This is a genomic window from Kribbella sp. NPDC004536 (genome assembly GCF_042873835.1).
Lineage (GTDB): Bacteria > Actinomycetota > Actinomycetes > Propionibacteriales > Kribbellaceae > Kribbella.
Window position 1 is genome coordinate 1,711,238 of sequence record NZ_JBIALY010000001.1, and the last position, 25,921, is coordinate 1,737,158.

Consider the following 25,921-nt stretch of genomic DNA (forward strand, 5'->3'; position numbering starts at 1 on the left):
TTCAGGACTCCTGCACTAGGTGGGACTCAGGTGAAACGGTAGCTGGCTGGTGGGAGGCCATCAGGTGCGCCACCAGGATCGGTACGGCGAAGCCCGCCATGATCGCGGGCAGCGCGACGCCGGCGTCGTTGAGCAGCCCGCCGACCAGACCGCAGACTGACATCGCGATCAGCGCCGGACGGATCATCGGGAAGCTGCGGTAGAAGTCACGGTAGGCCTGCGAGGGCACCCGGTCCGGGTAGACCGTGGCGAACATGCAGGCGAGGACCGCGATCAGCATCAGCCAGCCGACCGGACTGGTGAAGAACTGGACGGCGAACTGCAGTTTGCGGATGAACACGTCGCTGACCTGCCCGTCCAGCAGCCGCGCGAAGAACGTGCCGAAGTGGCTGCGCTGTTCTGCGGGACGCAGGTAGTCGAGGAAAGCGACCACGGTGACAGCAACCAGACCAGCCGCCCCCACTGCGATCAGGGTGCGGAGCGAGAGGCTACCCCGCCACGTCATCCAAGCCATGAGGAGTACGGCCGGGACGAGAGCGATGATGCCGCCGAAATCGGTCCCCCAGCCCGGTTTGCCGTCTACGACGACCGCAGCACCACCGATGACCAGTACGGCGATCGCAGCCTGCACCCTGCTCTTGTCGAGCAGCTTCTGTGAGGCCCAGCCGGCTGTGACGAGCGCACCGACCGCAAGGGCCGCGAAGGTGGAGTTACCGAAGCCGTAGAACCGTCCACCGATCACAGGCCCGTCCGCGTACATGCTGCCGAGCTGCATGGGCGTACCGAGGACGCCGTCGACCAATAGGAGCAAGTACGCCCCCAATGCGAGCCCGAGGAACGCCCACCTCTTCAAGACCAGTACCGCGATCGCTGCGGACAGCGCACTGATACCGATCGTCACGGCGTACAGGGAGAACGCAGGCGACGGCCAGCGCCACCAGACGGTCGCCTGTGCAAGGAAGACCGCGATGTAGAACCCGCCCTGCGTCAGCAACGTGAAGACCGCTGCACGACGGGACGCGGGCGAGCGGCGGATCAGGAACCACAGCAGTGCGAGTACTTCGGCGCCGACGATCGTGAGCGCTACCGAGAACAGGACCGGTCGCGGCTGCTCGTACCGCTGGTTGGCGTCGAGGCGGTCCTCGATCACCGCAGCGGCGTCGGTGTGCACCTTGCCGGTGGAACGAAGCTCCGTACCGTCCAACGGACCCGCGGTCTCAGCGCCGGCCGGGTCGACCGACTTGGCCTGACCACGCAGGACCGTAGCGGTCAGGTCGGTCAGCTGGACCAGACCGGGCCGACGGGTCGAATCACTGGTCAGCCAGCGTGCACCGTCGTCCGGCGGCAACTGCATGGCGACCAGGGTCTGCTTGTGTGCGTCGTACGTCTCCTGGCTGATGCCGGAGAGCACCACCCAGCCGCCGGCTGCCCTGGCCTGGCCGACCAGCTCGGCGATTCGGCTGAGGGCCTGCGGCCGACCCTCTCGCAGTGGGAGGACTCCGGCGTCAATGATCGCGTCGCCGCAGGAGGCACTCGCGAGCCGCTGCAGGTCGACGTCGGCAGACCAGTTCGCCACGGTGCCGTCCGGCTTCGCGACCGCGATCGCCGCGCCGGGACCGAACCCGCAGACGTTCTCGCGACTCACGCCGAGCCGGCCGATCGGAGCGCCGGTGTGGTGCTCGGCCTGACGGTCGACGTACGTCTGCCAGCCGGTCAGCTTGCCGCCGGTCACTGTCGGCAGCTCACCGCACGGCTGGTCCGGGACGTTCCCCCAGGCCCGCGTACCGGCGCTGATCGTCAGCCAGGCGTCGATCGGGCAGGTGTGCGGGCCGGCCGTCTTCACCGACATCGAGCCGACGTTCGACTGGTTCACCAGCGCGGTCAGATCCGGCGACCCCTTCACGTCACCCCAGGTCAGGCCGGAGACGCCGATCACCACGACCTTCGCCATCAGCTTGGCCGGCTGCGCGGCCGCCGTACCGGTGGTCAGCAGCAGTGCGGCCGCGACGATCAAGAGAGTGCGGGTCAGCAGCCGCCGCACTCCGGTGGACCTCATCAGGAGGCGACGACGGCCTTCAGCACCGAGGTGAAGAAGCCCAGGCCGTCCGTACTCGGGCCGGTCAGTGTCTCGACGGCGTGCTCCGGGTGCGGCATCAGGCCGACCACGTTGCCGCGCTCGTTGGTGATGCCGGCGATGTCGCGGTACGAACCGTTCGGGTTGCCGAGGTAGCGGGCCACCACCCGGCCCTCACCCTCCAGCCGGTCCAGTGTCGCCTCGTCGGCGACGAACGAACCGTCCTGGTTCTTCAGCACGATGGTGATCTCGTGGTTCGCGTCGTAGTCGCTGGTCCACGCGGTGCGGTTGTTCTCGATCCGCAGCGGCTGGTCCTTGCAGACGAACTTGCGGTGGTGGTTCTTGATCAGCGCGCCGGGCAGCAAGTGCGACTCGCAGAGCACCTGGAAGCCGTTGCAGATGCCGAGCACCGGCATCCCCTGGCCGGCCTTGGCGATGATCGTCTCCATCACCGGCGCGAACCGGGAGATCGCACCAGCGCGCAGGTAGTCGCCGTACGAGAAACCGCCAGGCAGAACGACCGCGTCCACGCCGTGCAGGTCCGCGTCGCCGTGCCAGAGCGCGACCGCCTCGGCACCCGCGACCGCGGCGGCCCGCCGGGCGTCGGCGTCGTCCAGCGAACCCGGGAAGGTGACGACCCCGATCTTCACTGGTCGTTCTCCACGTGCAGCGCATAGTCCTCGATCACCGGATTGGCCAGCAGGGTGTCCGCGGCCTTCCGGATCTCGGCGACGCGCTCCTCGGTCGCCTCACCGTCCAGGGTGATCTCGAAGCGCTTTCCCTGCCGAACGTCGGCCACGCCGTCGAAGCCGAGCCGGCCGAAAGCGCCGTGCACCGCCTTGCCCTGCGGGTCGAGGATCTCGGGCTTGAGCATGACGTCGACGACAACGCGAGCCACTGACTACTCCAGGTTTCGTTCCGGGGTGACGCCTGAATCCTACCGACCACCGCGGGGAAGTCCCGCATCGTGAACTATACACTCAGTACATACACGCAATGTATAGTTCTGGGCATGGCCACTGCGGAGCTCGTTCTCGGGCTGCTGTCCGCCGGGCCGGCGCACGGGTACGACGTGAAGCGCGGCCACGACGCCTGGTTCCCGGACAGCCGTCCGCTGGCGTTCGGGCAGGTGTACACGACGCTCGGGCGGCTGGAGCGGGACGGCCTGGTCGAGGTGGTCGACAAGACCTCCGGCGGCGGCCCGGACCGGACCGTGTACGCACTCACCACGAAGGGCCGTGACCACCTCACGGACTGGCTCAACGACCCGGTCCCACCCGCCTGGGGCAGCGCCGACGAGGTACTGCGCAAGCTTGTCGCGGCGATCCGCACCGGCAGCGACGCCGCGGGGTTCCTGGCCCGGCAGCGCGCCAGCCACCTGCGCCGGATCCGCGAGCTGCGCGAGACCCCGGCCGACGACGACCCGACCTCGCCACTGGTCCGCGAGTACATCGTGGCCCACCTGGACGCCGACCTGCGCTGGCTGGACAGCGCCCTGGACCGCATCTCCGAGCAGAGGGGGACTCGCTCATGAACGCTGCCCTGGCCCTGGACCAAGTCGAGTACTCGTACCGCCGCAACCCGGCGCTGCGTGGTGTCAGCCTGCAACTCAAACCGGGAGAGGTCGTCGCGGTCACCGGCGCCAGCGGCTGCGGCAAGTCCACGCTGCTGCACTGCGCGGCCGGCATCCTCACCCCGGACGCCGGGGCTGTCCAGGTGGACGGCAAGGACCTGGCCGAGCTGCCCGAAGAGCAGCGCGCGGCCCTCCGGCGTACGAAAATCGGCATTGTGCTGCAGTTCGGGCAACTCGTGCCGGACCTGCCGCTGATCGACAATGTGGCGCTGCCGCTTCTGCTGAGCGGTCACGAGCGCGGGGAGGCGCATGTATCGGCGATGGACTGGCTTGAGCAGGTGGGGATCGCGGACGACGCCGACGCAGTACCGGCGGAGCTGTCCGGTGGGCAGACGCAGCGGGCGGCTGTAGCTCGTGCTTTGATCACTGGGCCGTCTGTCGTACTGGCAGACGAGCCGACAGGCAGTCTGGACAGCAGGGCTGGTCAGGAACTGCTCGAGGTGCTGCTGAAGGCAGCCCGGTACCGGGGGTCCGCGCTGATGATGGTGACGCACGACAACCTCGTCGCTGCCTCGGCCGACCGTGAGATCAGGCTGCGCGACGGCCTGATCCAGCACGAGGTAGCGCTATGACCCTCGAGACCCTGGTACGGCTGGCGCGCTCACGGACCGCTGCGGACCGCGGCCGGGTCCAACTCGCCACAGCCGCACTCGCACTCAGCGGCGCTGTCCTACTAGGTGCGCTGCGGATTGCCCGGATGGGCGAGGGCGACCTCGACGAGGGTGTCTACAGCAACTACATCGCCGAGAGCGGGCTCCGGTCCGGTCTGATCGCGATCCTGATCATCCTCGCTGTGCTCATCGGCGGTCTGGCCGTCCAAGCGCTGCGCCTCGGTACGGCGGCCCGCGAGCGGCGGCTGACCGCACTGCGCCTGGCTGGTGCGTCCCGCAAGCAGTTGCGGCAGCTGACAGTCGCCGACGCCGCCATGGCCGGTCTGGCAGGCGGGCTGATCGCCGGGCCGACCTACCTGGTGCTGAGCCTGCTCTTCGGCGCCTTGCCCCGCATGGCCCGCGTACTGCCCGGCGCTGAGGTGCTGGACGCCGTCCTGTGGGTGTTCGTCGTCGTGATGACCACGGCGGCCGGTGCAGTGATCGGCAGCCTGCTCCACCGGGACGGGCCCGCTCCCGCAGTGCAGCCCGTTGCAGGTCGCCGTACGGGCATCATCGCCGGGCCGGTACTACTGGCGCTCGGCCTGTTCACCGCGCCGTACCTGGGCTACGTGGCGACCACCGTGGCGCTGGCCGGGATCGCCCTGCTGTTCCTCGGTCTGTCGACGGTCTGGATCAGCTGGCTGGGACGGCGGATGCAGCGGTCGAACGACCCGGCGAACCTGCTGGCCGGGATCCGCCTGATCGCCGACGGCCGGCCGTCGTCCCGGATCAGCGTGCTGCTCGGGTGCTGCGGCTTCCTCGTCGGCGCGATGGCCGGCGGGATCGCGGACGTCCTCGCCTCCGACCAACTGGGCGGGTCCGGGACGTTCTACAACACCGGCTTCGGACTCGTTATCGTCGCGCTGCTGATCGTCGTCCTGACCGCGATGGCCGCGCTGATCGTCGGCGTCGCGGACCAGTTGGTCGACCAGCGCCGCCAGTTCGCCAGCTTGACCGCGCTCGGCGTCGACCTGCCGTTCCTGCGCCGGGTCGTACGCCGCCAGCTGACCGTGGTCGCGGCGCCCGCACTGACGGTCGGCCTACTGTTCGGCACCCTGATCGGCATCGACCGTGTCGCCGGAGGTGCGGTGAGCGCGTTCGCCCCGGCGACCCTGGTCCTCGCGGCGGTCCTGGCCGGCGCCGGCTGGGTGTTCGGCCAGCTCGGCGGCGCGGTCGCCGGTTTCCTGCTTCGCAACCAACTGCGGGACGCACTCGATCCCGAGAACCTGAGGGCGGCCTGATGACCACACTTCCGCTGGCGATCCGCCCGGCGCTGCTGCTCGGCGTACCGAACCGGATCACGCTGCTCCGGACCGTGATCGCGATGGCGGTCGCCACCTACGCGTTCCGTACCGGTGACCTGACCTGGCTCGTGGTCGGGTACTTCTCGTACTGGTTCGGCGACAGCCTCGACGGCTGGGTGGCCCGCCGCCGCAACGAGGAGTCGCTGTCCGGCGCGGTCTTCGACATCGTCTGCGACCGGGCCTGCTCGTTCCTGCTCGCGGCCGCGTTCATGGCGACGTACCCGGCGACCATCGGGCCGCTGGCGATCTACCTGGTCCAGTTCGGCGTACTGGACACGATGCTGACCTTCTCGTTCCTGCTCTGGCCGTGGGTGCTCAGCCCGAACTACTTCTACAAGGTGGACCGGCCGATCTACCTCTGGAACTGGTCCAAGCCCGCGAAGGCGCTGAACACGGCGGCCGTGGTGATCTCGCTGATCGTGGCCGACCGGACCGGGGCGCAATGGCTGCCGTACACGATCGCGGTCGCGGCGCTGGTGGTGAAGATCGTCTCGTCGTACAGAGTGATCATGATCATCTGCGGCCGCCGCGCCGCCGTACCAGAGGAGGGGCACTGATGGGTAGTAACCCTGGCCCCTCCCCGAAGTAGGCCTGGGTTCCATGGCAACGGCCGGGATGGCGCTTAGCCTCGGAGTTATGTGGGTCTGGCAACTGGCACTGGCGGTGGGCTTCGGCATCGGGTCCGCCGTCGTACCGTTCATGAACGCGGAGGCGTACGTCCTCGCGCTCGGCGCCACCCACGCCCTGAACCCGGTGGTTGCCGCCGTCGGCGTCACGATCGGCCAGACCATCGGCAAGGTCGCGATGTTCCTCGCCGTCCGGCACCGCCCGGGCTACGCGGCGCGGAAGGCCAAGAAGGAGCCCAAGCCGGTCAACCTGGACACCCGCTGGGGCCGTTTCGTCCAGTGGAACCGCGATCTCAGCAAGCGGCTGCTGGACGCGATGAGCGACAGCCGGTGGGGCGCCCCGGTCACGCTGCTGAGCGCGTTCGTCGGCGTCCCCCCGCTGTACGGCGTGGCGCTGATCGGCGGCGCCTCCCGGATGCGGACCGTGGTGTTCGCGCTGTCCGTACTCGTCGGCCGCGGCGCCCGCTTCATCCTGCTCGCCCTGGGCGTGAGTGCTTTCTAGAACTTCCGGCCGGTGAGCTGCTCGTATGCGTCGATGTACGCCGACCTGGTGCGCTCGATCACCTCGTCCGACAGCCGCGGCGGTGCCTCGCCGGACGTCCGGTCCCAGCCCGACTCGAACTGCAGCCAGTCCCGGACGATCTGCTTGTCGTACGACGGCTGCTGCTTGCCCGGCTGCCACCTGTCGGCCGGCCAGAACCGGCTCGAGTCCGGCGTCAGCACCTCGTCGGCCAGCACGATCGTCCCGTCCGCGCGGGCGCCGAACTCGAACTTCGTGTCGGCCAGGATGATCCCGCGCTCCTCGGCCATCGCGCGCGCCTTCGTGTACACGTCCAGCGTGAGCCGCCGGAGCGCCTCAGCGGGGGCCTCCCCGACGGTCCGCACGACCGCGTCGTACGAGACGTTCTCGTCGTGCTCGCCGATCTCGGCCTTCGTGGCCGGAGTGAAGATCGGGGTCTCCAGCCGCGAGCCCTCGACCAGGCCGCCCGGGAGCGGGATTCCGCACACCGCGCCGGTCGCGTTGTAGTCCAGCAGGCCGGAGCCGCTCAGGTACCCGCGGGCGACACACTCGACCGGGTACATCGCGAGCTTCTCGCACACCACGGCCCGGCCGGCGACCTCGTCCGGCACGTCGGTCGAGACGATGTGGTTCGGCACGTCGAGCTGCTCGAACCACCACAGGCTCATCGCGGTCAGCACCTTGCCCTTGTCCGGGATCGGCGTGTCCAGGATCCAGTCGAACGCGCTCATCCGGTCGCTGGCGACCATCAACAGGTCACCCGACTCCAACTCGTACAGGTCACGGACCTTGCCGGAGTGCAGATGCTTCGCACCAGGAATCTCAGGAGCCTGCGGAGGTGTGATCACAGCTGGATTGTTCCATCCGGCGCCGAGGGGCGGACGCCCAGCACTCACCAACCACGGCTCAGCGCCCGCGGCCGGCCTCGGCTGAGCGTGCACGTTCGCCGTCCGGCCGGGATACTGAGTGCTGCAGGTCCGCTTCTAACGGCGCCGGAGCTTGAGGAGCGTCCCGCCGAGGGCGAACGCGCCGTCGCGGAGGGTGGAGAGGAGCGGGTTCTCGGTCTGCGCGAGGCGGCCGAGGGAGCGCGAGCGCTGCACCAGCTTGGTGGTCGCGGGGCGGCGTTCGGCGTCGTAAGCGATGAGCGCGGCCGGTAGGTCGTTGGTGCTGCCGAGGTGCCGGTACAGCGCGCCGGCGTCCTCGATGGCGGAGCAGGCGCCGCGGCCGAGGTTCGGCGTCATCGCGTGCGCCGCGTCACCGAGCAGCACGATCCGGCCTTGCGCGAACGGCATCAGCGGCGTCGTCAGGTCGAGGATGTCGTTCTGCAGGATCGTCTCGCTGGCCGCGATCAGCCGCGGGATCGGATCGTGCCAGCTCTCGAACACGGTCGGCTCGCTCTTCGTCCCGGCCGGTTGATTCGCCGTCCCGTACCAGTAGAACCGGCCGTCGATCAGCCGTACGAACCCGAACAGTTGCCCACGGCCCCAGGTCTCACCGCCCCCGTCGTCGAGGTCGACGTCCGCGATCCCGCGGTACGCCGTGAACCCGGAGTACCGCGGGCCGGCGTACTGCGGGTACAGCGTGCCGCGTACCACGCTCCGGATCCCGTCCGCGGCGACGAGCAGGTCGGCCCGCAGCTCCCCGTTCACCGTCACGCAGCTCTCGTCCTGCACGACGTCCCGCACCACGTACCCCGTCCGCACGGTCACCGTCCCCACCTCCATACCAAACGGTTTGGTATGCCCAGCGCGGTTGAACTCCGCCGTGATCAGGTCGTGCAACTGCGCGCGGTGGATCATCACCGGGAGCTCCATGCCAAGCTGCGGCGCGCTGACCACCCAGCGGCCGTCGGGCCGGCGCATCCCGGCGGGCTTGGACTGCACGGACGACTTCTCGACGCCCTTCACCCCGAGCTCTTCCAGTACGGCGACCGCCGACGGCCAGACCGAGATGCCGGCTCCGACCTCGCCCAGCTCCGACGCCCGCTCCAGCACCGTGACCTGCCACCCGCGCCGCTGCAGCGCGACAGCCGCGCTGACCCCTCCGATACCCGCTCCGACCACGATCGCCGTACCCATGCCCTCGACTCTACATCTGTAGAGTCGAGGAGGGAAGTGCGAGACTTTGCGGCGTGACAGTGCCTCGGGGAGCGGATCGGCAGGACGCCATCGCGGACGCCGCGATCCATCTCGTCGCGACCCGCGGGCTGCGCGGGCTCACGCACCGGGCGGTCGACACCGAGGCGGGCCTTCCGCCGGGCTCCACGTCGTACTACCTGCGTACGCGGAACGCACTGCTCACCGCCTGCGTACGGCGGATGCTCGCCCGGGACGTGACCGGGATGCCACCACCCGGCGCGGATCCGGTCGAGTTGATGGTGGCGATGGTCGCCGGGCTCGCGCAGGAGCGGCCGGACGATCTGGTCGCGCGGTACGAGTTGTCACTGGAGGCGAGCCGTCAGCCGGAACTGCGGACCGCCATCGACGAGGGCGGGCGGCAGCTGCGGACGATGCTGGCGCAGTTGCTCGACGGCGTCGGCGTACCCGATCCGGAGGCCGCGGCGTGGCCGGCCGCGGCGATGATGGACGGGTTGCTGTACGACCGGGTCGCGGGGGCGGGGTCAACGCTTTCACCAGAAGCGTTCGAGGCCGGCGTACGACGCTCCGTGACCGCGCTGATCGGTGGACTCAGAGCCGGTCGGTGACCGCCACGAACGTGAAGTAGCACACGCCGAGCAGCATTCCGACGTGGCCGAGCACGGACAGTCCCGCCCCGGAACCCCAGGAGTCACTCTGCGCATCCTCGGAATGCTTGCCACCGCTCGGCAGCCAACGGGCCAGCAGCAACAATCCGACCACTGTCAGTGCCCACCAGCCGGCCAGCACGATCAGCGCGATCTCCTTGCGACCGGTGATCAGGGCAACAACCCAGCCGATCAGCGTGACGATGCCGACGATCGTGTGCAGGCGCAGCAGGATCACCGAGTACCCGTGCCGCCCGGCGCCGTGACCGGTGCCGTCGACAACGGTGCCACCGAGCCGGACGCGCGTGATCAGTACGACGACCGCCCCGAGCGCGGTCAGGAACCAGGTGACGTTCGACCATTCCACGAACCGATCCTTACCCCACCCTGCGGGGCGGTGAACCCTGGCGCCGTTTGACGACTGTCCAGACAAACAGCGCCCGGCGGGCCGAGTGTCCGCTCGGGGCCCGCCGGGCTGCTCTCCTTACCTCAACTCGTCCGGGTCTGACCTTGCGCCCCCTGCTGGGTCCCGTTCCCCGGCAGCGTGCCCTGCTGATTCCCGTTCCCCTGCTGAGTCCCCTGCCCGGTCCCGTTCTGGCCCGTGCCGTTCTGGCCCGTGCCGTTCTGGCCCGTGCCGTTCTGGCCGGTGCCGAAGCCTTGGCCGTTGCCCGGGAAACCGCCGCGACCACCAGGCCCACCGAACTGGCCCTGCTGGTTGCTGGTCCCGTCCCACGAGTGCCCGACCGCCATCCCACCGAGAAACGCGAGCACCGCCAGAATCGACCCGGCCCCGGCCAGCATCAGATTGCTGGGCCGCCGCGTGGCACCAGCCTGCTGAGCCACACCGGCCTGCGGCGACGCACCGGACTGAGGCGGAACGCTGGGCTGCTGCCCGACCACCGGACCCACACCACCCACCGGAGGTTGTCCGGCAGCCGACTGCTGCGCCGTTCGAGCGGCCTGGAACTGTGCCTCTGGGGACTGCGTCATCTTCATGCTCCCTTTCCGGTGGAGAGGTCGTACACGGTCGTGTTGCCGACGGTCGTCGCGGTGAAGTTCTCGCTCACCCAGGTAGCGATCTGACTGGAGCTCCCGTCACTCCCGCCGCGCCCGCCGAAGCCCATCCCGCCGCCGCTCCCGACGAAGTAGTGGACCTTGCCCTGAGCAACGAGCTCCTTGAACTCGGCCAGCGTCGGCGCCGGGTCGGTCCCGTTGAACCCGCCGATCGCCATGATCGGCTCACCGGACGCGATCTGCAGCGGCGCGGCACCCATCGCCGTCGACACCGCAGCCGCCCAGGTATACCCCTTCGCACCCTGCTGCAGCAGCGTCACGAGCTCGCTCGAAACTCCGCTGATCCCACCCCCACCGAGGAATCCGCCGACACCACCACCCATGCCGCCTTGCTGCTGCGTGGTCCCGGTCCCGGGCTGCGTCGTACCGGTGGTGCCCTGCCCGGGCGCCGTACCCATCCGCCCACCGGGGAAACCACCACGACCGCCACCCATACCGCCCATACCGCCCATACCGCCAGGCCCGGCTGTCGGGATGGCGCCGGAGTGCGCCGTGCTGATCGTGTCCAGCGAGTACGCCGTCGGTCCGGCGAGCGCGCTGATCACCAGCACGGTCGCAGCGACCATCCCACCCCGCCGAGCCGCGGTCCGATGCAGCCTCAGCTCCGGCAACAGCATCACCAGCCCAGCTGCGAGGACACCCGTGAACAACACCACCCACCGCAGCCACGGCTGCCATGACGGAGTCGCGTCCAGCAGGTGGAAGCTCCAGCCCGCGGTCAGCAGCGCCCCGCCCGCAAGAGTTGCCCGCGGCAACCATTCGGTACGGCGCCGCCACAGCACCCACATCGCGCCGCCGACAACCGCACCGAACGCAGGCGCGAGCGCGATCATGTAGTACGGGTGAATGATCCCCTGCATGTAGCTGAACACCAATGCAGTAACGACCAGCCAGCCGCCCCAAAGTAGCGCGAACGCCCGCCGGCGGTCCGTCCGCGGAGCCTTGCCCGCAGCAACTACCAGTACGACGGTGGCGAGCAAGGCGGCCGGCATCAGCCAGGAGATCTGCGAACCGAACTCACCACCGAACAGCCGCCGCAACCCGGTCGCGCCGCCCCAGCCAGGATTGCCGACACCGCCGCCGACCGATCCGGTCTCGTTGCCGCTCAACCGGCCGAGACCGTTGTACCCGAGCGTGAGCTCAAGAATGCTGTTGTTCGAGGACCCACCGACGTACGGCCGCGCCGACGCGGGCAGCAACTCGACGATCGCGACCCACCAGCCGGCGCTGACGACCAGCGAGACCGTCGCCAGTCCTAGGTGCAGGATTCGCCTGCCCAGCTTGGGCTTTCCGGCCACCAGGTAGGCGATGCCGAACGCCGGCAGGATCAGGAACGCCTGCAGCATCTTGGTCAGGAACCCGAACCCGACCAGCGCACCGGCCAGGATCATCCAGCGGGCCGCGTGTTCGGCCGAGTCGATCGCCCGCGTCACCGCCCACGCACCGGCGCACAGCAGCAGGATCAGCAGCGCGTCCGGGTTGTTGAACCGGAACATCAGTACGGCGACCGGCGTCAGCGCGAGGATCGCCCCCGCCAGCAGGCCGGCGTTCGCGGAGAACCAGCGGCGTACGGAGACGTACACGAAACCGACGCTCGCGACACCCATCAGCGCCTGCGGCACCAGCATGCTCCAGGTGTTGAAGCCGAAGATCCGGCCGGACAGGCCCATCACCCACAGCGAGGCGGGGGTCTTGTCGACGGTGATGAAGCTCGACGAGTCGAACGACCCGAAGAACCAGGCCTTCCAGCTCTTCGACCCGGCCTGGACGGCGGCCGCGTAGTACTCGTTCGCGTACCCGTTCTTGGACAGGCCCCACAGGTACGCGATCGCCGTCAGCGCCAGCAGGCCGCCGTACAGAATCTTGTCGCGGCTCAGGGTGTACTGCGTCGTGATCGCGCGAGGCGTGGTCGCCTCGACGGGATCGGAGACGGTCGTCATTCAGTTGCTCCGGGTCTGGTCGAGAACCGCTGAGGGTTCGAAGGCGGGCAAAGTAGGCGCGTCGTCGTCGAACACCCACGTCTGGAAGAGGCTGAACCGGACCACGGTGGCGGCCAGGTTCGCGACGGTGAGGACCGTGATCTCCACCGCCTGATGCGGTGCGGTGATCGCGGTGTGCAACAGCCACAGCGAGGCGGCGGTCAAGCTCCAGCCGATGCCGAAGGCAACCAGGCCGCGGAGTTGGTGCCGCCAACGACCCTCGACGCCGGTCACGCCGAAGGTGATCCGCCGGTTCAGCGTGGTGTTGCCGACCGCGGTGATCAGCAGGGCCAGCAGGTTCGCGACCTGGGCCGGCATCCCCTGCCGCAGGACGAGGTAGAGCAGCGCGTACGCCGCCGTACTCAGCACTCCGATCGCGCAGAACCGCAGTACCCGCGCCGCGAGTGCGGTCCGTGGATCGAGAACCCTCGGCCGTCCGTACTTCTGCCGGACCGGCTCCAGGTCGACGCGACTGCGCATCAGCCGGGCGATCCCCCGCAGGTCCTCGCCCACCGTCTTCGCGATCGCGACCCGGGAGTCCAGGTCGTCGATCCAGTCCACCGGTACTTCGTGGATCCGCAGGCCGGCCTTCTCGGCCAGTACCAGCAGCTCGGTGTCGAAGAACCAGCTGGTGTCCTCGACCAGCGGCAGCAGTTCCCGGGCGACGTCCGCGCGGATCGCCTTGAAGCCGCACTGGGCGTCCGAGAAATGCGCACTCAACGTTGCCCGCAGCAACAGGTTGTACGAGCGCGAGATGAACTCCCGCTTCGGCCGCCGGACCACCCGGGAGCTCTTCGCCAACCGGGTGCCGATGGCAACGTCACTGTGCCCGGCGAGCAGCGGTGCGACCAGCGGCAGCAGGGCGTTCAGGTTGGTGGACAGGTCCACGTCCATGTACGCGAGCACCTCGGCGGTGCTCGCGGACCAGACCTGCTTCAGCGCGCGGCCGCGGCCGGACTGCTCGAGCCGGACGATCCGGACCCCGGGCAGCTCGCTCGCGAGCAGCATGCCGATCTCATAGGTCGCGTCCGTACTTCCGTTGTCCGCGATGCAGACCTCGGCCGAGAACGGGAAGGCGGTGTCGAGGAACTCACGGAGCCGCCGGATGTTCGGGCCGAGGTCGTTCTCCTCGTTCTTGACGGGTACGACGATCTCGACCCGAGGCTGACCTGGAATCTCCATGCCACCGATGCTGTCCGGTGAACCTGAGTCAGCCCCTCCGCGTGGCTGGCAGTTCCCTGGCAGTTACCGGGTGCGACGCAACCAAAGCAGGCCGAGCACAGGAAGTACCACCGGTACGAAGCCATAGCCCTGGCCGAAGTGGGACCAGACGGTGGCGTCCGGGAAGTCGTTCGGTGCTGCGTAGCTGAACGCGCCGATGGCGAGCACGCCGGTCAGCTCGATCGCGATCGCGATCGTGGCGACCTTGCGGGACACCACGGTCGCCTTCGCCAGCGCGTACGTCGCCGCGCAATAGATGACCGCGGCAACGGCCGACAACACGTACGCGATCGGGGCGTCGCTGAACTTGGTCGCGATCTGTACGCCGGCCCGAGCGGTCGCGGCCAGCGCGAACACGCCGTACACGGCGATCAGGATCCGCCCGGGACCATGCTTTGTAGCTGCCGGATCAGTCATCTCAAGCCGTCCACACGTCGTGCAAGCGAAGCTCCAGGATCGGGATCACGACGCACGCGATCGCCAGCGCGCCGGCACCCCACCGGCTGCTCTCGGCCAGCGCCCAGAACACGCCGATCGGCAGGATCAACAGCGAGCCGATCAGGTACCCGACGAAGAACGGCCCGGACACGTCCCGGTCGGTCCCGGCAAGCTGCACGATCCCCACGACCAACTGTGCGATCAGCGCGACTTCGACGACCCCGACCGCGCCCAGCACAGGCCAGTCGATCCGCTTGCTCCGCGCCGCCAGCACGACGGCGTACGCCATCGCAGCCAGCGACAACGCGACGAGAAACCAAGTGAGCGGCGTGAACACGGATTAGAGGATGTCACCCGGGGTGTACGCGGCTGCTTCGGGGTGGCGCTTCGCGAGTTCGTCGATCTTGGCGATGACCGCGCCTACCTGGGCGACGGCCGCGCCGGTGAACGACAGCGGCTCGCCGACGATGCCGACGATCTGCTCCTCGGTGAGGCCGAGGCGGCCGTCGGTGCCGAGGCGGTGGAACAGGTCGTTCGCCGCGAGGCCCTTGCGCAGGTCGAGCGCGGTGGCGACCGCGTGCTCCTTGATCACCTCGTGCGCGGTCTCCCGGCCGACACCGTTCTTCACCGCGGCCATCAGCACCTTGGTCGTGGTCAGGAACGGCAGGTACCGCTCGAGTTCGCGCGCGACGACCGCCGGGTACACCCCGAACTCGTCGAGCACGGTCAGGAACGTCTCGAACAGCCCGTCCAGCGCGAAGAACGCGTCCGGCAGCGCGACCCGGCGGACGACCGAACAGAAGACGTCGCCCTCGTTCCACTGGTTGCCGGCGAGCTCACCGGCCATCGACGCGTACCCGCGGAGGATGACCGCGAGGCCGTTGACCCGCTCGCAGGACCGGGTGTTCATCTTGTGCGGCATCGCCGAGGACCCGACCTGGCCCTCCTTGAAGCCCTCGGTGACCAGCTCGTGCCCGGCCATCAGCCGGATCGTGGTCGCCAGGCTGGACGGCCCTGCGGCGAGCTGCACCAGTGCGGACACGACCTCGTAGTCGAGAGACCGCGGGTACACCTGGCCGACGCTGGTCAACGCGTTGTTGAAGCCGAGGTGCTGGGCGATCGTCGTCTCCAGCGTGGCGAGCTTCTCCGCGTCGCCCCCGAACAGGTCGAGCATGTCCTGCGACGTACCGACCGGGCCCTTGATGCCGCGCAGCGGGTACCGCTCGATGAGCTCCTCGATCCGGGCGACCGCGACCAGCAGCTCGTCGGCCGCGGACGCGAACCGCTTGCCGAGGGTGGTCGCCTGCGCGGCCACGTTGTGCGAGCGGCCGGTCAGCACCAGGGCGGCGTGATCGGCCGCCAGCTGGCCGAGCCGTACGGCGGTCGCCACCGCACGGTCCCGGACCAGCTCGAGCCCGGCGCGGATCTGGAGCTGCTCCACGTTCTCGGTCAGGTCACGGCTCGTCATCCCCTTGTGGATGTGCTCGTGCCCGGCGAGCGCGCTGAACTCCTCGATCCGCGCCTTCACGTCGTGCCGCGTGACCCGCTCACGCTCGGCGATCGAGGCCAGGTCGACCTGGTCGATCACCCGTTCGTAGTCCTCGACGACCCCGTCCGGAACCGTCACGCCGAGCGCGCTCTGGGCCTTCAGCACGGCGACCCAGAGCTTCCGCTCGAGCACGATCTTGTGCTCCGGCGACCACAGCTCCGCCATCGACAGACTGGCGTAGCGCGCGGCGAGAACGTTGGGGATCCGGGGTTTGGTCACGAACCCCATTCTCCCAGACGGCTGTTACTTGACGGTGAGAGGACTGCAGAGGCGGGCGCCGGTGAGGGTGCAGACCTGGTACGCACCCGCGGGGAGGCCCTTCGGGACGGCCAGCGTGTACGGACCGGGGCCCGTGTACGACGGGAGTCCGATGCCCATTTCACCGGCCAGCTTGAACGCGTACGGCGTCATCGCGTCGCCCGGGACCTTCGCGACCAGCGTGTACAGCTGCTCGTCCGGCTTGGCGGCGGAGAACAGCGCGAACGTCGCCGCGCGGACCGCCTTGTCCGGGAACGCGACCACGAACTGGGCACCGGAGGCCACCGTCGAGGTCCGCAGCGCCAGCGGGCCGGCGATCTTCGGGAGCGCCGAGGTGGACGGCTGCGTCTCCACCACGGGCGGCGCGACCGCGTTGGTGGGCACCGGGCTGCCGGCCACGGGTGCGTTGCTAGAAGCAGGGCGGAGCGTAGGGATGATGGCAACCGCCGCGACCACGGCGGCTGCTCCGATCACGGTCAGGCCGGCGGTCCGGCGGCGCTTGCGGGTCTTCGCCGCGACCAGCACGGACTCGAAGTCCCCGCTGGACTCGGCGGCGCGGCGGTCGGCCAGCGCCTGCAGGTCTTCCTGCAGCTCAGGCATGGTCGTCACTCCTCAACAGCAAAGAATCGGACAGGGCGTCCCGGGCGCGGGACAGGCGCGACTTGACCGTGCCTTCCGCGATCCGGAGGGTGTCTGCGACCTGAGCCACACTCAGGTCGCAGACGTAATGGAGGACGACGACCTGCCGGGTCGGCATCGGCAGGCCGGCGAGAGCCTGCTCGAGGTCACCCGAATACCCGTCGGCATGGTCCGGGACGTGCTCGGCGGGCAGCCGGTGGAACAGCTGGCTGACCCGATTGCCGTCCCGGTGCTTGTTCGCGGCGAGTCGCATCGCGACCAGCCGCACCCAGGCCTCCGGTGAGTCGTACCGCGACACCTTCTCCCAGCGGGGCACCAACCGGACGAACGCTTCCTGGACGATGTCCTCGGCCTCGGCGCGCGACCCGGTCAGCAGCGAGACGACGCCCACCAGCCGTGGCTGGTGGGCGCTGTAGAACTCCCGCAACCCCTCCGTCTCCATACCCACCTACACCCCCGACCCGTCGATCCGGTTCCATCCAATTCCTGACGGTTCTACTGAACTGTGATCTCGCCCCGTTCGGCCTTGAGCGCGATGTCCGTACGGTGCTGGGAGCCCTTGATCCGGATCTGGCCGACCGCCGCGTACGCGCGCTGCCGCGCCTCGGCGAGGTCCTTGCCGACGGCGCTGACCGCGAGTACGCGGCCGCCCGACGTCACCAGCTCGTCGTTGTCGAGCGCCGTACCGGCGTGGAAGACACGTACGTCGTCGCTCTCGGCCTGGTCGACGCCCGCGATCACGTCACCCTTGCGCGGGCTCGCCGGGTACTTCTTCGCGGCCACCACGACCGCGACCGACGACGCGTTCCGCCAGCTCAGGTCCCCCTGGTCGGCGAGCTTGCCCGTTGCGGCCGCGTACAGCAGACCGCCGAGCGGCGTCTTCAGCATCGGCAGCAGCGCCTGCGTCTCCGGGTCGCCGAAGCGGCAGTTGAACTCGATCACCCGGACGCCGCGCGACGTCAGCGCGAGACCGGCGTACAGCAGGCCGCTGAACGGTGTGCCGCGGTGCCGGAGCTCGTCGATCGTCGGCTGCAGCACCTTGTCGGTGATCTCCGCGACCAGGTCGTCCGGCGCCCAGGGCAGCGGGGTGTACGCGCCCATGCCGCCGGTGTTCGGTCCCTCGTCGTCGTCGCCGAGCCGCTTGAAGTCCTGCGCCGGCTGCATCGGCAGCACGGTCGTACCGTCGGTGATCGCGAACAGCGAGACCTCGGGGCCGTCGAGGAACTCCTCGATCAGCACCTGCTCACACTCCGCGGCGTGGGCGAGCGCCTCCTCGCGATCCGAGGTGACGACGACCCCCTTGCCCGCGGCGAGCCCGTCGTCCTTCACGACGTACGGCGGCCCGAACGCGTCGATCGCGGTCGCCGCCTCCTCGGGCGTGGTGCACACGTACGCGCGCCCGGTCGGCACGCTCGCGGCAGCCATCACGTCCTTCGCGAACGCCTTCGACCCCTCGATCTGCGCGGCGTCCCGGGACGGGCCGAACACGGCGATGCCTGCATCGCGCAGCGGATCCGCGAGCCCCGCGACCAGCGGCGCCTCCGGCCCGACCACTACCAGGTCGGACTCCAGCTCCCGTGCCAGCGCGACCACCGCGTCATGGTCCTCGACATCGACAGCCCGGCACTCGACGGTCTGCCCGTCGTACACCGGCCGCAACGCCGCGATCCCCGGATTCCCCGGAGCCGCCACCACTTGCACAACCTCCGAATCCTGAGCCAACGCCCAGGCCAGAGCATGCTCACGCCCACCAGCCCCGATAACCAAAACCTTCACGGCCGCCCAGCCTAGCGTGCCCCCACCGACCCCCCGCCAGTCAGCCCACACCCCCTCCGCAGCCGCTGACCAGATCACCGATGTCGTAGGTCCAGTCGAGGACGAGGTCGCGGGTCACGGAGGCGGGAAGGTCTTCGGCGAGCACGATGATCTCGCGCACGTACCGGTCAAGCGCGGTCAGGTTCGGGGCGTACGTCTGGGTGCCCTCGAGATCCGGCACCTCGGCCAGCCACTGATCGCCTTCCCGGGTTACGTGAACGCCGTACGTAGTCATCCCCTGAGCCATCCCTTCCCCAGAGCCGGTTCCAGCGCCTTCTCGATCGAGGCGCCCTTCAGTACTTCCAGTAGTAGCGGCCGTCTGCGTTCCACTCGAGGGGGAGTGTGGTGTGGTTGGTGAAGGCCATGCCTAGGTCTTTGGCTAGTTCTACGGTGCGGGCTAGTTGGAGGGAGTACGGGTGTTGGTTGTCGTCCCACCACTGTTCGGACTGGGTGATGCAGGTTTGGGATGAGTAGTACGGGTTGCTGCAGGGATGGGGTGGGAGCCATTTCTGGACGTGGCGGAAGTGGACTGTGGTGGAGCCGTCGGGGGGTTTGATGGTGCCGGTGGCGTCGAGGCAGTAGCCGGTGGTGGGGATGGTCCATTTGACGTAGTGCTGGCGGCCGCCGGCCGACGGGATGGGTTGCAGGTTGTTGCAGTCGGCATCGCCGATGGATTCGGTGGTGACGCGCTGGATCTGGGTGAGCGGACGGCCGGCTCCGTCGTTGTAGCCGTCGAGGAGGACCCAGTCGCCGTCGTGGATAAAGTGTTCGGCCGACTTCGGCGGCCAGGACTTGGGATCGCCCCAGGAGATATCGGACTCGGTGCTGGACAGGGGCGTCCACGACCACTGGCCGGCCGCGGTGCCGCCGGCGTAGTACTGGCCGGCGGCCTTCTCGAACATCAAGGAGTACTGCGCATAGGTTTCGGGCGTGGGAGCTGTCAGCAGGCCGATCACCAAAACCAATGCTTTGATCACAGAGAGCTAGGTTACCCAAGGACCTCGCGGAGCTTGGCGGCGAACTCGACCGGTTTGCCAGGCTGGCCGTACTCGTTGCCGAGGAACCCGCCGTGCCCGCTCGGGAAGACCACCGGCGTCAGCCCGAGCCGTTCGGCGACGGCCTTGCCGCCGCGGGCCGCCATCTGGTTGCCGGATTCCTCGCCGACCCCGACGACGACCCGGTCCTTGAGCTTGCCCAGCGCGTCGAAGTCGGGTTGGTACGACGTACAGCCGCGGAGGTTCTGTCCGAGCAGCGCGTCGGTGCGGGTGCCGTCGTCCGTGGTCGGCAGGCCGAACATCGCGGGGTCCGGCGCGGGCTGCTGCGTGTAGTCGGCCGGGATCTCACCGTCGTACCCGACGAACGCGATGAACTTCGCCATCCCGGCACCCATGCCGTCGCGCTGGTACGTCGCGTACATGTCTGCGATCGCGGCCTGCGCGTTCTCGCTGTCCGGCAGCAGCGCGGCGAGCGGTGGCTCGTGGGCGACCAGGGTGTTGATCAGGTCGGGGCGCGCGCCCGCAAGGGCGAGCGCGTTCACCGCGCCGCCGCTGCTCGCGAACAGGTCGACCGGGCCGACGTCCAGGTGCTCGATCAGCGCGGCCAGGTCGCCGGCGTGGTCGTCCGGCGAGAGCTCGGTCAGCTCGCCGGTGCGGACGCTGCGCTCGACACCGCGCGGGTCGTACGTCACGACGGTGCGGTCGTCGAAGTGCGAGGCCAGGGTGGGGAATCCGCTCGCGGCCATCGGTGAGCCGATCATCAGCAGCACCGGGCGGTTCGCCAGGTCGCCGCGGACGTCGTACGTCAGCGTCGCACCAGGTACGTCGAGGGTCAGGGTCACGGGCTCCGGCATCGGCGAACTCCTCGTTGCGGCGGCCCACCCCCATTGGTCGACCTCGTGTTCGAGAGCCTAGACCGTCCCGATCGCCCCCAACAGGAACCCAATCGGAACTTTCCCTGCTCTCTCTGCTTAGCTGGAGACATGACTGACAAGCCAGAGATCGACTTCCCGGACGGTCCGCCGCCGGCGGATCTCGAGATCACCGACATCACCGAGGGCGACGGCGCCGAGGCCAAGGCCGGCTCGCGGGTGAACGTGCACTACGTGGGCGTCGCGCACTCCACCGGCGAGGAGTTCGACGCGTCGTACAACCGCGGCGCCCCGCTGGCGTTCCAGCTCGGCGTCGGCCAGGTCATCCAGGGCTGGGACACCGGCGTCCAGGGCATGAAGGTCGGCGGCCGGCGCAAGCTGGTCATCCCGCCGCACCTGGGCTACGGCGACCGTGGCGCCGGCAACGCGATCAAGCCGGGCGAGACCCTGATCTTCGTCGTGGACCTGATCAGCGTCAGCTGACCGGACAACAGCCGGCGGCGCCCATGTGGTCACCGCCGGCTGTTCCCTTTTCCCGTAGTTGTACTCATCCGCCGCGGCCGTCCCGGCGGTTGACTGAACGGCATGACGACGATGGCGATCCCGCTGACCCGACGGACGAACTGGATCCGGTACGGCGCTCTGGCCGTGAAGTTGCTGCTGTTCGCATTGTTGCTCGCGGCACTCGTCTGGCCTGACCTCAGCGGTATCAAGGGAAAGGCGTCGACCGCGCGGCTGATCGTCTACCCGATCGGCGGGATGGTCCTGCCGCTGTGGTGGTGGCTGCGCCGCAAGGACAACTTCCCGTGGCTCGCTGACCTGCTGATGACGCTGCCCTGGACAATCGACCTGCTCGGTAACCGGCTCAACCTGTTCGACACCGTCGACTGGTGGGACGACGCGATGCACTTCGTCCTCTGGGCCTTCCTCACCGCGGGCGTACTGCTCGCCTTCGTACCGCGCAACCTCTCCCGCCCCATCACCACGTTCGTGGCCCTGGGCTTCGGCGCCACCGCCGCCGTCGTCTGGGAGGTAGGCGAGTACGTAGCCTTCGTCCGCAACTCCCCCGAACTCCGAACCGCCTACACCGACACCCTCGGCGACCTAACCCTAGGCACCCTCGGCGCCCTACTCGCAGGCCTCGTCGTCGCGCGGCTTCGTAGTCCCTCTGGTTTCAACGTATAGCGGGTGGGGGGACTTGCCGCAAGCCCCCTGTTTTCTCGGAGAATGGGCGTCTTTCCGAGTTGGGGACGGAGCTGCGCGGTGCGTTTTGTGTTGACTAGTTGGGGATCTCGCGGGGATGTCGAGCCGTTGGCGGGGCTTGCAGTGGCGTTGCAAGGGCTCGGGGCCGAGGCGACGGTGTGTGTGCCGCCGGAGGCCGAGTTCGAGGAACTGCTGGCGCGGGCCGGCGTGGCGATGGAGCCGTTGGGGCCGTCGGTGCGCGAGGTGGTGACGGCGCCCAAGCCGGAGGGTGTGCATCCGGCGTTCGCGTTGGCGCCGCGGCTGGTTGCGGCGCGGTTCGAGACGCTCGGCCGGATCGCGCCGGGGGCTGACGCGATCGTGGCGACCGGGCTGATGCCGGCCGGTGCGCGGGACGTGGCGGACAAGCTCGGCATCGGCTACGTACTCGCGGGCTTCCACCTCGGCGGGATCCCGTCGCAGCACTTCGCACCCGGAGCCCGGCCAGGTACGCCGACCCCGCCGGACGTGACCGATCGTCGCGTCCAATGGGAGTACGACGCCCGCCGCGTGAACGAGCTGTACGGCCCGTCGGTCAACGCCGAGCGCGCCGCGATCGGCCTCCCGCCGGTGGAGAACGTCCGCGACTACGTGTTCACCGACCACCCCTGGCTCGCAGCGGATCCGACCCTGTGCCCGTCCGAAGGCATGACCGATCTCGAGGTCGTACAGACCGGCGCGTGGATCCTGCCCGACGACCGTGCGCTGCCGGACGACCTGCAGGCCTTTCTGAAGGACGGCGAGCCTCCCGTGTACGTCGGTTTCGGCAGCATGGCCGCCCACGCACCGAAGGACATCGCCCGGACAACCGTCGAAGCCGCCCGGGCTCACGGTCACCGCGTCGTACTCGGTCGCGGCTGGTCCGAGCTCGCAGCGGACGACAGCTTCGTCGTCGGCGAAGTCAACCAGCAGGCCCTGTTCCCACAGGTCGCCGCGGTCGTCCACCACGGCGGCGCTGGTACGACGACCACGGCCGCGCGGGCCGGCGTACCGCAGGTCGTCGTACCGCTCGTTGCCGACCAGCCGTACTGGGCCTCCCGCGTCGCCGCTCTGGGCATCGGAGCCGCGCACGAGGGATCCGCGCCGACCGTCGACTCGCTGTCCGCGGCGCTCGGCACGGCACTCGCAGCAGCACCGCGAGCCCGCGAGGTGAGCGGCACGATCAAGACCGACGGCGCGACTGTGGCCGCGAAGCTCCTGATGAAGAGTTAGCGGTTGGTCGGACGGCAGATTCCGTTCGCGGCGGCGGTGGCGGCGAGTGCGGCGGCGGCCGGGCTCGACGCCGCCGCGCGCGTGGTGTGGCGGCCGATCGGGACCACCATCGGGGTACCGGCGACCGGATCGGGGACGACCTTCACGGCCAGTCCGAACACGTCCTGGACGACGTCCTCGGTGATCACGTCCGACGGGTTGCCCTCGGCAACGATCGCGCCGTCCTTCATCGCGATCAGGTGGTCGCCGAAGCGGCACGCCTGGTTCAGGTCGTGCAGTACCAGCACGATCGTCCGGTGATCGGATTTGTTCAGGTCGACCAGCAGGTCGAGGACCTCGAACTGGTGGGTGAGGTCGAGGAACGTGGTCGGCTCGTCCAGCAGCAGGATGTCGGTCTCCTGGGCGAGCGCCATCGCGATCCACACGCGCTGCCGCTGACCGCCGGACAGCTCGTCGATCGGCCGGTCCGCGATCGACAGTACGTCGGTCGAGGTCATCGCCTCCGCGACCGCCTCGTCGTCGGCTCGCGACCACTGCCGGATCCACCGGGTCCGCGGGTACCGTCCGCGGCCGACCAGGTCCGCGACCGTGATCCCCTCCGGCGCGGTCGGCGACTGCGGCAGCAGCCCGAGTTTGGTCGCGACCTCACGGGTCGGGATCTGCTGGATGCTCTTCCCGTCCAGCAGCACCGTGCCGCGCGACGGCTTGAGCAACCGCGCGAGCGCCTTCAGCAGCGTCGACTTGCCGCACGCGTTCGCGCCGACGATGACGGTGATCTTCCCGGTCGGGATCCGCACCGACAGGTCGTGGATGATCTCGCGCTGGTCGTAGCCGACCGCGAGGCCGTCGGCGGCCAAGCTGTGCTCCACGGACTTCTCCTCCATCTTCAGCCACCACTTCCGACGCGGTTCGCCCGGGCCAGCAGGAACATCAGGTACGGCGCACCCACCACGCCGGTGACCACGCCGACCGGCAGCTGCGTGTCACCGAAGGCGTGCTGCGCGATCAGGTCCGACACCGCGACCACGAGTGCCCCGAGCAGACCGGACGCGATCATCGCCGGCCCCGGCGACCGGGTCAGCCGGCGCGCGATCGGCGGCGCCACGAACGCGACGAACCCGATCGGCCCGGCGGCCGCCGTCGCCACCGCGGCCAGGAGCACGGCGATCACGATCAGCCCGAGCCGGGACGCCTCGACCCGCAGCCCCAGCCCGTACGCCGTCTCGTCGCCGAGCTGCAGGATCCGGAGCTGCTGGACCAGGAGCACCAGGAACGGCAGCAGTACGACGAACGTGATCGCCAGCGACCGTACGTTCGACCAGTCCCGCCCGTTCAGGCTCCCGGTCAGCCAGACCAGTGCCTGCTGCGCGATCTCCACCCGGGCCTTGGTGAGCAGGAACGACGTGATGCTGGTCGCGATCGCACCGATCCCGATTCCGATCAGGATCAGCCGGTAACTCGACACCCCGTGCCGCCACGCGAGTACGTACATGAGGAACGCGGTCAGCACCGCACCGGCGATCGCGAGCGCGGACACCGCGACCCCGGTCAGCCCGAGGGTGACGATCCCGAGTACGGCGAACGTACTCGCACCGTACGTCACGCCGATGATGTCCGGGCTGGCCAGCGGGTTGCGGGCGATGTTCTGGAAGATCGCCCCGGACAGACCGAGCGCCGCACCGACGAGCAGCCCGGTCAGTGCCCTGGGCAACCGAAGTTTGTTGACGATGAACTCGGTCGCGTGATCGCCACCGCCGAACAACGTCTTGACCACGTCGATCACCGGGATCTTGAAATCACCCAGCGACAACGAGACACAGAAGACCGCGAACACCACGACGGCGAGTACGACGATGACGACCAGCGAACGGGTCTGCCGTACGACCCGCGCACGGGCAACGAGGTGGACCGCCTCGGCCGTCACAGGTCGGCCAGCTTCCGGCGGCGCACGAGGATGATGAAGAACGGAGCGCCGAGGACCGCGGTGACGATACCGACCTGCAGCTCGCCGGGGAGAGCGACCACGCGGCCGATCACGTCCGAGCCGAGGAGCAGGATCGGCGCCAGCAGCGCGGAGTACGGCAGGATCCAGCGGTAGTCCGGCCCGGTCACCAAGCGCGCGACGTGCGGGATGGTCAGGCCGACGAACCCGATCGGACCGGCCGCCGCGGTCGCCGCGCCACAGAGCAGTACGACGACGACCGCGACGAACGCGCGGGCCCAGCCGACCCGCTGACCGAGCGACTTGGCCACGTCGTCCCCGAGCGACAACGCGTTCAACACCCGTCCGCAGAAGATCGCCAGCACGATCCCGACCAGGATGAACGGCGCGACCTGCTTGGCGATGTCCGGTCCGCGGCCGGCGAACGATCCCACCGACCAGAACCGGAACTGGTCGAACGTGTCGACGTCGCCGATCAGCAGCGCGGTCGTCAACGACCCGAGCATGGCGGTCAGCGCCGCACCGGCGAGCGCGAGCTTCACCGGCGTCGCACCTTCCCGCCCGAGCGACCCGAGCAGGTACACCACGACCGACGCCGCGGCCGCACCGACGAAGGCCAGCCAGACGTACGACGTCAGCGAGGACAACCCGAACCAGTAGATGCCGCCGACAACGAACAGCGCGGCCCCGCCGTTCACGCCGAGGATGCCCGGATCGGCCAGCGGGTTCCTGGTCACGCCCTGCATCAACGCCCCGGACAACCCGAGCGCCGCGCCGACCAGCAGACCGATCAGGGTCCGCGGTACCCGCAGCGAGCGGACGATCACGTGATCGGTGTTCGTCTCGTTGTAGTGGCGCAGGGCATCGGCCACGGTGGACAGCGGGATCTGCTTCGAGCCGACCGCGATGCTGAGCAGACAGACCAGCACCAGCAGCACGACGCAACCGATCAGGCCGAGCACGAGGGTGGTCCGCCGGGCCCGGCGCGGACGCGACGGAGCAGCGGTATCCGGTCGGGCTTCGGCCGTGGCACTGGGCGGGGGCATTGGACTTTCGGGATCCTCTTAGGTAAGGCTAACCTCTAGACGCCACACCTTAACCCGGCCGCCCTCGGGTCCGCACGTTCCTCCCCTGTTCA

General features: G+C 69.2%; 30 protein-coding genes. 9 read left to right on the forward strand and 21 right to left on the reverse strand.

Features of this window, described 5'->3' with window-relative positions; translation table 11 throughout:
* Nucleotide 1: 1 nt before the first annotated feature.
* The 3 genes from ACFYRU_RS08480 to purS are packed head-to-tail and all read right to left on the reverse strand — an operon-like array spanning nt 2 to nt 2,972.
* Nucleotides 2–2,056 carry a hypothetical protein gene (locus ACFYRU_RS08480; RefSeq protein WP_387654676.1) on the reverse strand — a complete coding sequence of 685 codons (2,055 nt, stop codon included), beginning with the start codon at nt 2,054–2,056 and terminating at the stop codon, nt 2–4.
* A complete protein-coding gene (gene purQ / locus ACFYRU_RS08485) occupies nt 2,056–2,724 on the reverse strand; it encodes a phosphoribosylformylglycinamidine synthase subunit PurQ (RefSeq protein WP_387654679.1) in 669 nt (222 codons plus the stop codon). Before purQ ends, ACFYRU_RS08480 begins: the two co-directional genes overlap by 1 nt.
* On the reverse strand, nt 2,721–2,972 hold the full coding sequence (purS, locus tag ACFYRU_RS08490) for a phosphoribosylformylglycinamidine synthase subunit PurS (protein WP_141855837.1): 252 nt from the start codon (nt 2,970–2,972) through the stop codon (nt 2,721–2,723). The genes purQ and purS overlap by 4 nt, the downstream gene beginning before the upstream one ends.
* Before the next feature lie 114 nt (nt 2,973–3,086).
* Here purS and ACFYRU_RS08495 point away from each other — a divergent pair, with 114 nt between their 5' ends.
* The 5 genes from ACFYRU_RS08495 (at nt 3,087) to ACFYRU_RS08515 (ending at nt 6,789) form a co-directional block, all read left to right on the forward strand.
* Complete coding sequence (locus tag ACFYRU_RS08495; RefSeq protein ID WP_387654681.1) at nt 3,087–3,608, forward strand: helix-turn-helix transcriptional regulator; 522 nt, start codon at nt 3,087–3,089, stop codon at nt 3,606–3,608.
* Nucleotides 3,605–4,279, forward strand: a complete 675-nt coding sequence (locus tag ACFYRU_RS08500; protein WP_387654684.1) for an ABC transporter ATP-binding protein — start codon at nt 3,605–3,607, stop codon at nt 4,277–4,279. The genes ACFYRU_RS08495 and ACFYRU_RS08500 overlap by 4 nt, the downstream gene beginning before the upstream one ends.
* Nucleotides 4,276–5,598, forward strand: a complete 1,323-nt coding sequence (locus ACFYRU_RS08505; protein ID WP_387654686.1) for a hypothetical protein — start codon at nt 4,276–4,278, stop codon at nt 5,596–5,598. Before ACFYRU_RS08500 ends, ACFYRU_RS08505 begins: the two co-directional genes overlap by 4 nt.
* Nucleotides 5,598–6,218: a CDP-alcohol phosphatidyltransferase family protein gene (locus ACFYRU_RS08510; RefSeq protein WP_387654688.1), complete on the forward strand. Its 621-nt coding sequence runs from the start codon at nt 5,598–5,600 to the stop codon at nt 6,216–6,218. The genes ACFYRU_RS08505 and ACFYRU_RS08510 overlap by 1 nt, the downstream gene beginning before the upstream one ends.
* Nucleotides 6,219–6,297: 79 nt before the next feature.
* Nucleotides 6,298–6,789: a hypothetical protein gene (locus ACFYRU_RS08515; protein ID WP_387654691.1), complete on the forward strand. Its 492-nt coding sequence runs from the start codon at nt 6,298–6,300 to the stop codon at nt 6,787–6,789.
* On the opposite strand, the gene ACFYRU_RS08520 is transcribed toward ACFYRU_RS08515, so the two are convergent.
* Both ACFYRU_RS08520 and ACFYRU_RS08525 read right to left on the reverse strand, forming a co-directional pair.
* Complete coding sequence (locus tag ACFYRU_RS08520; protein WP_387654694.1) at nt 6,786–7,655, reverse strand: phosphoribosylaminoimidazolesuccinocarboxamide synthase; 870 nt, start codon at nt 7,653–7,655, stop codon at nt 6,786–6,788. The genes ACFYRU_RS08515 and ACFYRU_RS08520 overlap by 4 nt on opposite strands.
* Nucleotides 7,656–7,790: 135 nt before the next feature.
* A complete protein-coding gene (locus tag ACFYRU_RS08525; RefSeq protein ID WP_387654697.1) occupies nt 7,791–8,885 on the reverse strand; it encodes an FAD-dependent oxidoreductase in 1,095 nt (364 codons plus the stop codon).
* A 53-nt stretch (nt 8,886–8,938) separates the two neighbouring features.
* Here ACFYRU_RS08525 and ACFYRU_RS08530 point away from each other — a divergent pair, with 53 nt between their 5' ends.
* Entirely contained in the window at nt 8,939–9,511 is a 573-nt protein-coding gene (locus ACFYRU_RS08530) for a TetR/AcrR family transcriptional regulator (protein ID WP_387654698.1), read from the forward strand.
* Here ACFYRU_RS08530 and ACFYRU_RS08535 read toward each other — a convergent pair.
* The 13 genes from ACFYRU_RS08535 to ACFYRU_RS08595 form a co-directional block, all read right to left on the reverse strand.
* Nucleotides 9,495–9,917 (reverse strand): hypothetical protein, encoded by a 423-nt coding sequence (locus ACFYRU_RS08535; protein ID WP_387654701.1) that lies wholly within the window; start codon nt 9,915–9,917, stop codon nt 9,495–9,497. The genes ACFYRU_RS08530 and ACFYRU_RS08535 overlap by 17 nt on opposite strands.
* 122 nt (nt 9,918–10,039) lie before the next feature.
* The gene (locus ACFYRU_RS08540; protein ID WP_387654704.1) at nt 10,040–10,540 is read right to left on the reverse strand and encodes a hypothetical protein; all 501 of its coding nucleotides are present in this window, start codon (nt 10,538–10,540) and stop codon (nt 10,040–10,042) included.
* Nucleotides 10,541–10,542: 2 nt separating this feature from the next.
* Nucleotides 10,543–12,564, reverse strand: a complete 2,022-nt coding sequence (locus tag ACFYRU_RS08545; RefSeq protein WP_387654706.1) for a glycosyltransferase family 39 protein — start codon at nt 12,562–12,564, stop codon at nt 10,543–10,545.
* Nucleotides 12,565–13,785 carry a glycosyltransferase gene (locus ACFYRU_RS08550; protein ID WP_387654709.1) on the reverse strand — a complete coding sequence of 407 codons (1,221 nt, stop codon included), beginning with the start codon at nt 13,783–13,785 and terminating at the stop codon, nt 12,565–12,567. It lies immediately after the preceding gene.
* A 63-nt stretch (nt 13,786–13,848) separates the two neighbouring features.
* Complete coding sequence (locus ACFYRU_RS08555) at nt 13,849–14,241, reverse strand: hypothetical protein (protein ID WP_387654712.1); 393 nt, start codon at nt 14,239–14,241, stop codon at nt 13,849–13,851.
* A 1-nt stretch (nt 14,242) separates the two neighbouring features.
* Complete coding sequence (locus ACFYRU_RS08560) at nt 14,243–14,599, reverse strand: hypothetical protein (protein WP_387654714.1); 357 nt, start codon at nt 14,597–14,599, stop codon at nt 14,243–14,245.
* A gap of 3 nt (nt 14,600–14,602) precedes the next feature.
* Nucleotides 14,603–16,030: an adenylosuccinate lyase gene (purB, locus tag ACFYRU_RS08565; RefSeq protein ID WP_387654717.1), complete on the reverse strand. Its 1,428-nt coding sequence runs from the start codon at nt 16,028–16,030 to the stop codon at nt 14,603–14,605.
* Between the two features lie 24 nt (nt 16,031–16,054).
* Complete coding sequence (locus ACFYRU_RS08570; RefSeq protein ID WP_387654719.1) at nt 16,055–16,669, reverse strand: hypothetical protein; 615 nt, start codon at nt 16,667–16,669, stop codon at nt 16,055–16,057.
* Nucleotides 16,662–17,150, reverse strand: a complete 489-nt coding sequence (locus ACFYRU_RS08575; RefSeq protein ID WP_387654722.1) for a SigE family RNA polymerase sigma factor — start codon at nt 17,148–17,150, stop codon at nt 16,662–16,664. The genes ACFYRU_RS08570 and ACFYRU_RS08575 overlap by 8 nt, the downstream gene beginning before the upstream one ends.
* A 53-nt stretch (nt 17,151–17,203) precedes the next feature.
* Nucleotides 17,204–18,484: a phosphoribosylamine--glycine ligase gene (gene purD / locus ACFYRU_RS08580; RefSeq protein WP_387654725.1), complete on the reverse strand. Its 1,281-nt coding sequence runs from the start codon at nt 18,482–18,484 to the stop codon at nt 17,204–17,206.
* A 40-nt stretch (nt 18,485–18,524) separates the two neighbouring features.
* Nucleotides 18,525–18,758 carry a hypothetical protein gene (locus tag ACFYRU_RS08585; RefSeq protein ID WP_387654728.1) on the reverse strand — a complete coding sequence of 78 codons (234 nt, stop codon included), beginning with the start codon at nt 18,756–18,758 and terminating at the stop codon, nt 18,525–18,527.
* A 58-nt stretch (nt 18,759–18,816) separates the two neighbouring features.
* Nucleotides 18,817–19,500 (reverse strand): hypothetical protein, encoded by a 684-nt coding sequence (locus ACFYRU_RS08590; protein ID WP_387654731.1) that lies wholly within the window; start codon nt 19,498–19,500, stop codon nt 18,817–18,819.
* A gap of 11 nt (nt 19,501–19,511) precedes the next feature.
* Nucleotides 19,512–20,372, reverse strand: a complete 861-nt coding sequence (locus ACFYRU_RS08595; protein WP_387654734.1) for an alpha/beta fold hydrolase — start codon at nt 20,370–20,372, stop codon at nt 19,512–19,514.
* A gap of 129 nt (nt 20,373–20,501) precedes the next feature.
* On the opposite strand from ACFYRU_RS08595, the gene ACFYRU_RS08600 reads away from it, so the two are divergent.
* The 3 genes from ACFYRU_RS08600 (at nt 20,502) to ACFYRU_RS08610 (ending at nt 22,841) form a co-directional block, all read left to right on the forward strand.
* Complete coding sequence (locus tag ACFYRU_RS08600; protein WP_387654736.1) at nt 20,502–20,873, forward strand: FKBP-type peptidyl-prolyl cis-trans isomerase; 372 nt, start codon at nt 20,502–20,504, stop codon at nt 20,871–20,873.
* A gap of 102 nt (nt 20,874–20,975) precedes the next feature.
* Entirely contained in the window at nt 20,976–21,575 is a 600-nt protein-coding gene (locus ACFYRU_RS08605; RefSeq protein ID WP_387654739.1) for a hypothetical protein, read from the forward strand.
* A gap of 141 nt (nt 21,576–21,716) precedes the next feature.
* Nucleotides 21,717–22,841, forward strand: coding sequence for a glycosyltransferase (locus tag ACFYRU_RS08610; RefSeq protein ID WP_387654742.1), 1,125 nt, complete (start codon nt 21,717–21,719; stop codon nt 22,839–22,841).
* Here ACFYRU_RS08610 and ACFYRU_RS08615 read toward each other — a convergent pair.
* From ACFYRU_RS08615 to ACFYRU_RS08625, 3 genes are read right to left on the reverse strand one after another with little or no spacing between them, the layout of a single operon-like run.
* Complete coding sequence (locus tag ACFYRU_RS08615; protein WP_387654744.1) at nt 22,838–23,725, reverse strand: ABC transporter ATP-binding protein; 888 nt, start codon at nt 23,723–23,725, stop codon at nt 22,838–22,840. The genes ACFYRU_RS08610 and ACFYRU_RS08615 overlap by 4 nt on opposite strands.
* Before the next feature lie 2 nt (nt 23,726–23,727).
* Nucleotides 23,728–24,765, reverse strand: a complete 1,038-nt coding sequence (locus ACFYRU_RS08620; protein ID WP_387654747.1) for a FecCD family ABC transporter permease — start codon at nt 24,763–24,765, stop codon at nt 23,728–23,730.
* Entirely contained in the window at nt 24,762–25,829 is a 1,068-nt protein-coding gene (locus ACFYRU_RS08625) for a FecCD family ABC transporter permease (RefSeq protein WP_387654750.1), read from the reverse strand. Before ACFYRU_RS08625 ends, ACFYRU_RS08620 begins: the two co-directional genes overlap by 4 nt.
* Between the last annotated feature and the right edge of the window lie 92 nt (nt 25,830–25,921).

What these genes read in the sequence shown, in the direction of transcription:
- ACFYRU_RS08480 (WP_387654676.1), bottom strand. Translation starts at nt 2,056, where the DNA reads ATGAGGTCCACCGGAGTGCGGCGGCTGCTGACCCGCACTCTCTTGATC.
- ACFYRU_RS08495 (WP_387654681.1), top strand. Translation starts at nt 3,087, where the DNA reads ATGGCCACTGCGGAGCTCGTTCTCGGGCTGCTGTCCGCCGGGCCGGCG.
- ACFYRU_RS08500 (WP_387654684.1), top strand. Translation starts at nt 3,605, where the DNA reads ATGAACGCTGCCCTGGCCCTGGACCAAGTCGAGTACTCGTACCGCCGC.
- ACFYRU_RS08505 (WP_387654686.1), top strand. Translation starts at nt 4,276, where the DNA reads ATGACCCTCGAGACCCTGGTACGGCTGGCGCGCTCACGGACCGCTGCG.
- ACFYRU_RS08510 (WP_387654688.1), top strand. Translation starts at nt 5,598, where the DNA reads ATGACCACACTTCCGCTGGCGATCCGCCCGGCGCTGCTGCTCGGCGTA.
- ACFYRU_RS08515 (WP_387654691.1), top strand. Translation starts at nt 6,298, where the DNA reads ATGTGGGTCTGGCAACTGGCACTGGCGGTGGGCTTCGGCATCGGGTCC.
- ACFYRU_RS08525 (WP_387654697.1), bottom strand. Translation starts at nt 8,885, where the DNA reads ATGGGTACGGCGATCGTGGTCGGAGCGGGTATCGGAGGGGTCAGCGCG.
- ACFYRU_RS08540 (WP_387654704.1), bottom strand. Translation starts at nt 10,540, where the DNA reads ATGACGCAGTCCCCAGAGGCACAGTTCCAGGCCGCTCGAACGGCGCAG.
- ACFYRU_RS08545 (WP_387654706.1), bottom strand. Translation starts at nt 12,564, where the DNA reads ATGACGACCGTCTCCGATCCCGTCGAGGCGACCACGCCTCGCGCGATC.
- ACFYRU_RS08550 (WP_387654709.1), bottom strand. Translation starts at nt 13,785, where the DNA reads ATGGAGATTCCAGGTCAGCCTCGGGTCGAGATCGTCGTACCCGTCAAG.
- ACFYRU_RS08555 (WP_387654712.1), bottom strand. Translation starts at nt 14,241, where the DNA reads ATGACTGATCCGGCAGCTACAAAGCATGGTCCCGGGCGGATCCTGATC.
- ACFYRU_RS08570 (WP_387654719.1), bottom strand. Translation starts at nt 16,669, where the DNA reads ATGCCTGAGCTGCAGGAAGACCTGCAGGCGCTGGCCGACCGCCGCGCC.
- ACFYRU_RS08575 (WP_387654722.1), bottom strand. Translation starts at nt 17,150, where the DNA reads ATGGAGACGGAGGGGTTGCGGGAGTTCTACAGCGCCCACCAGCCACGG.
- ACFYRU_RS08585 (WP_387654728.1), bottom strand. Translation starts at nt 18,758, where the DNA reads ATGACTACGTACGGCGTTCACGTAACCCGGGAAGGCGATCAGTGGCTG.
- ACFYRU_RS08595 (WP_387654734.1), bottom strand. Translation starts at nt 20,372, where the DNA reads ATGCCGGAGCCCGTGACCCTGACCCTCGACGTACCTGGTGCGACGCTG.
- ACFYRU_RS08600 (WP_387654736.1), top strand. Translation starts at nt 20,502, where the DNA reads ATGACTGACAAGCCAGAGATCGACTTCCCGGACGGTCCGCCGCCGGCG.
- ACFYRU_RS08605 (WP_387654739.1), top strand. Translation starts at nt 20,976, where the DNA reads ATGACGACGATGGCGATCCCGCTGACCCGACGGACGAACTGGATCCGG.
- ACFYRU_RS08615 (WP_387654744.1), bottom strand. Translation starts at nt 23,725, where the DNA reads ATGGAGGAGAAGTCCGTGGAGCACAGCTTGGCCGCCGACGGCCTCGCG.
- ACFYRU_RS08625 (WP_387654750.1), bottom strand. Translation starts at nt 25,829, where the DNA reads ATGCCCCCGCCCAGTGCCACGGCCGAAGCCCGACCGGATACCGCTGCT.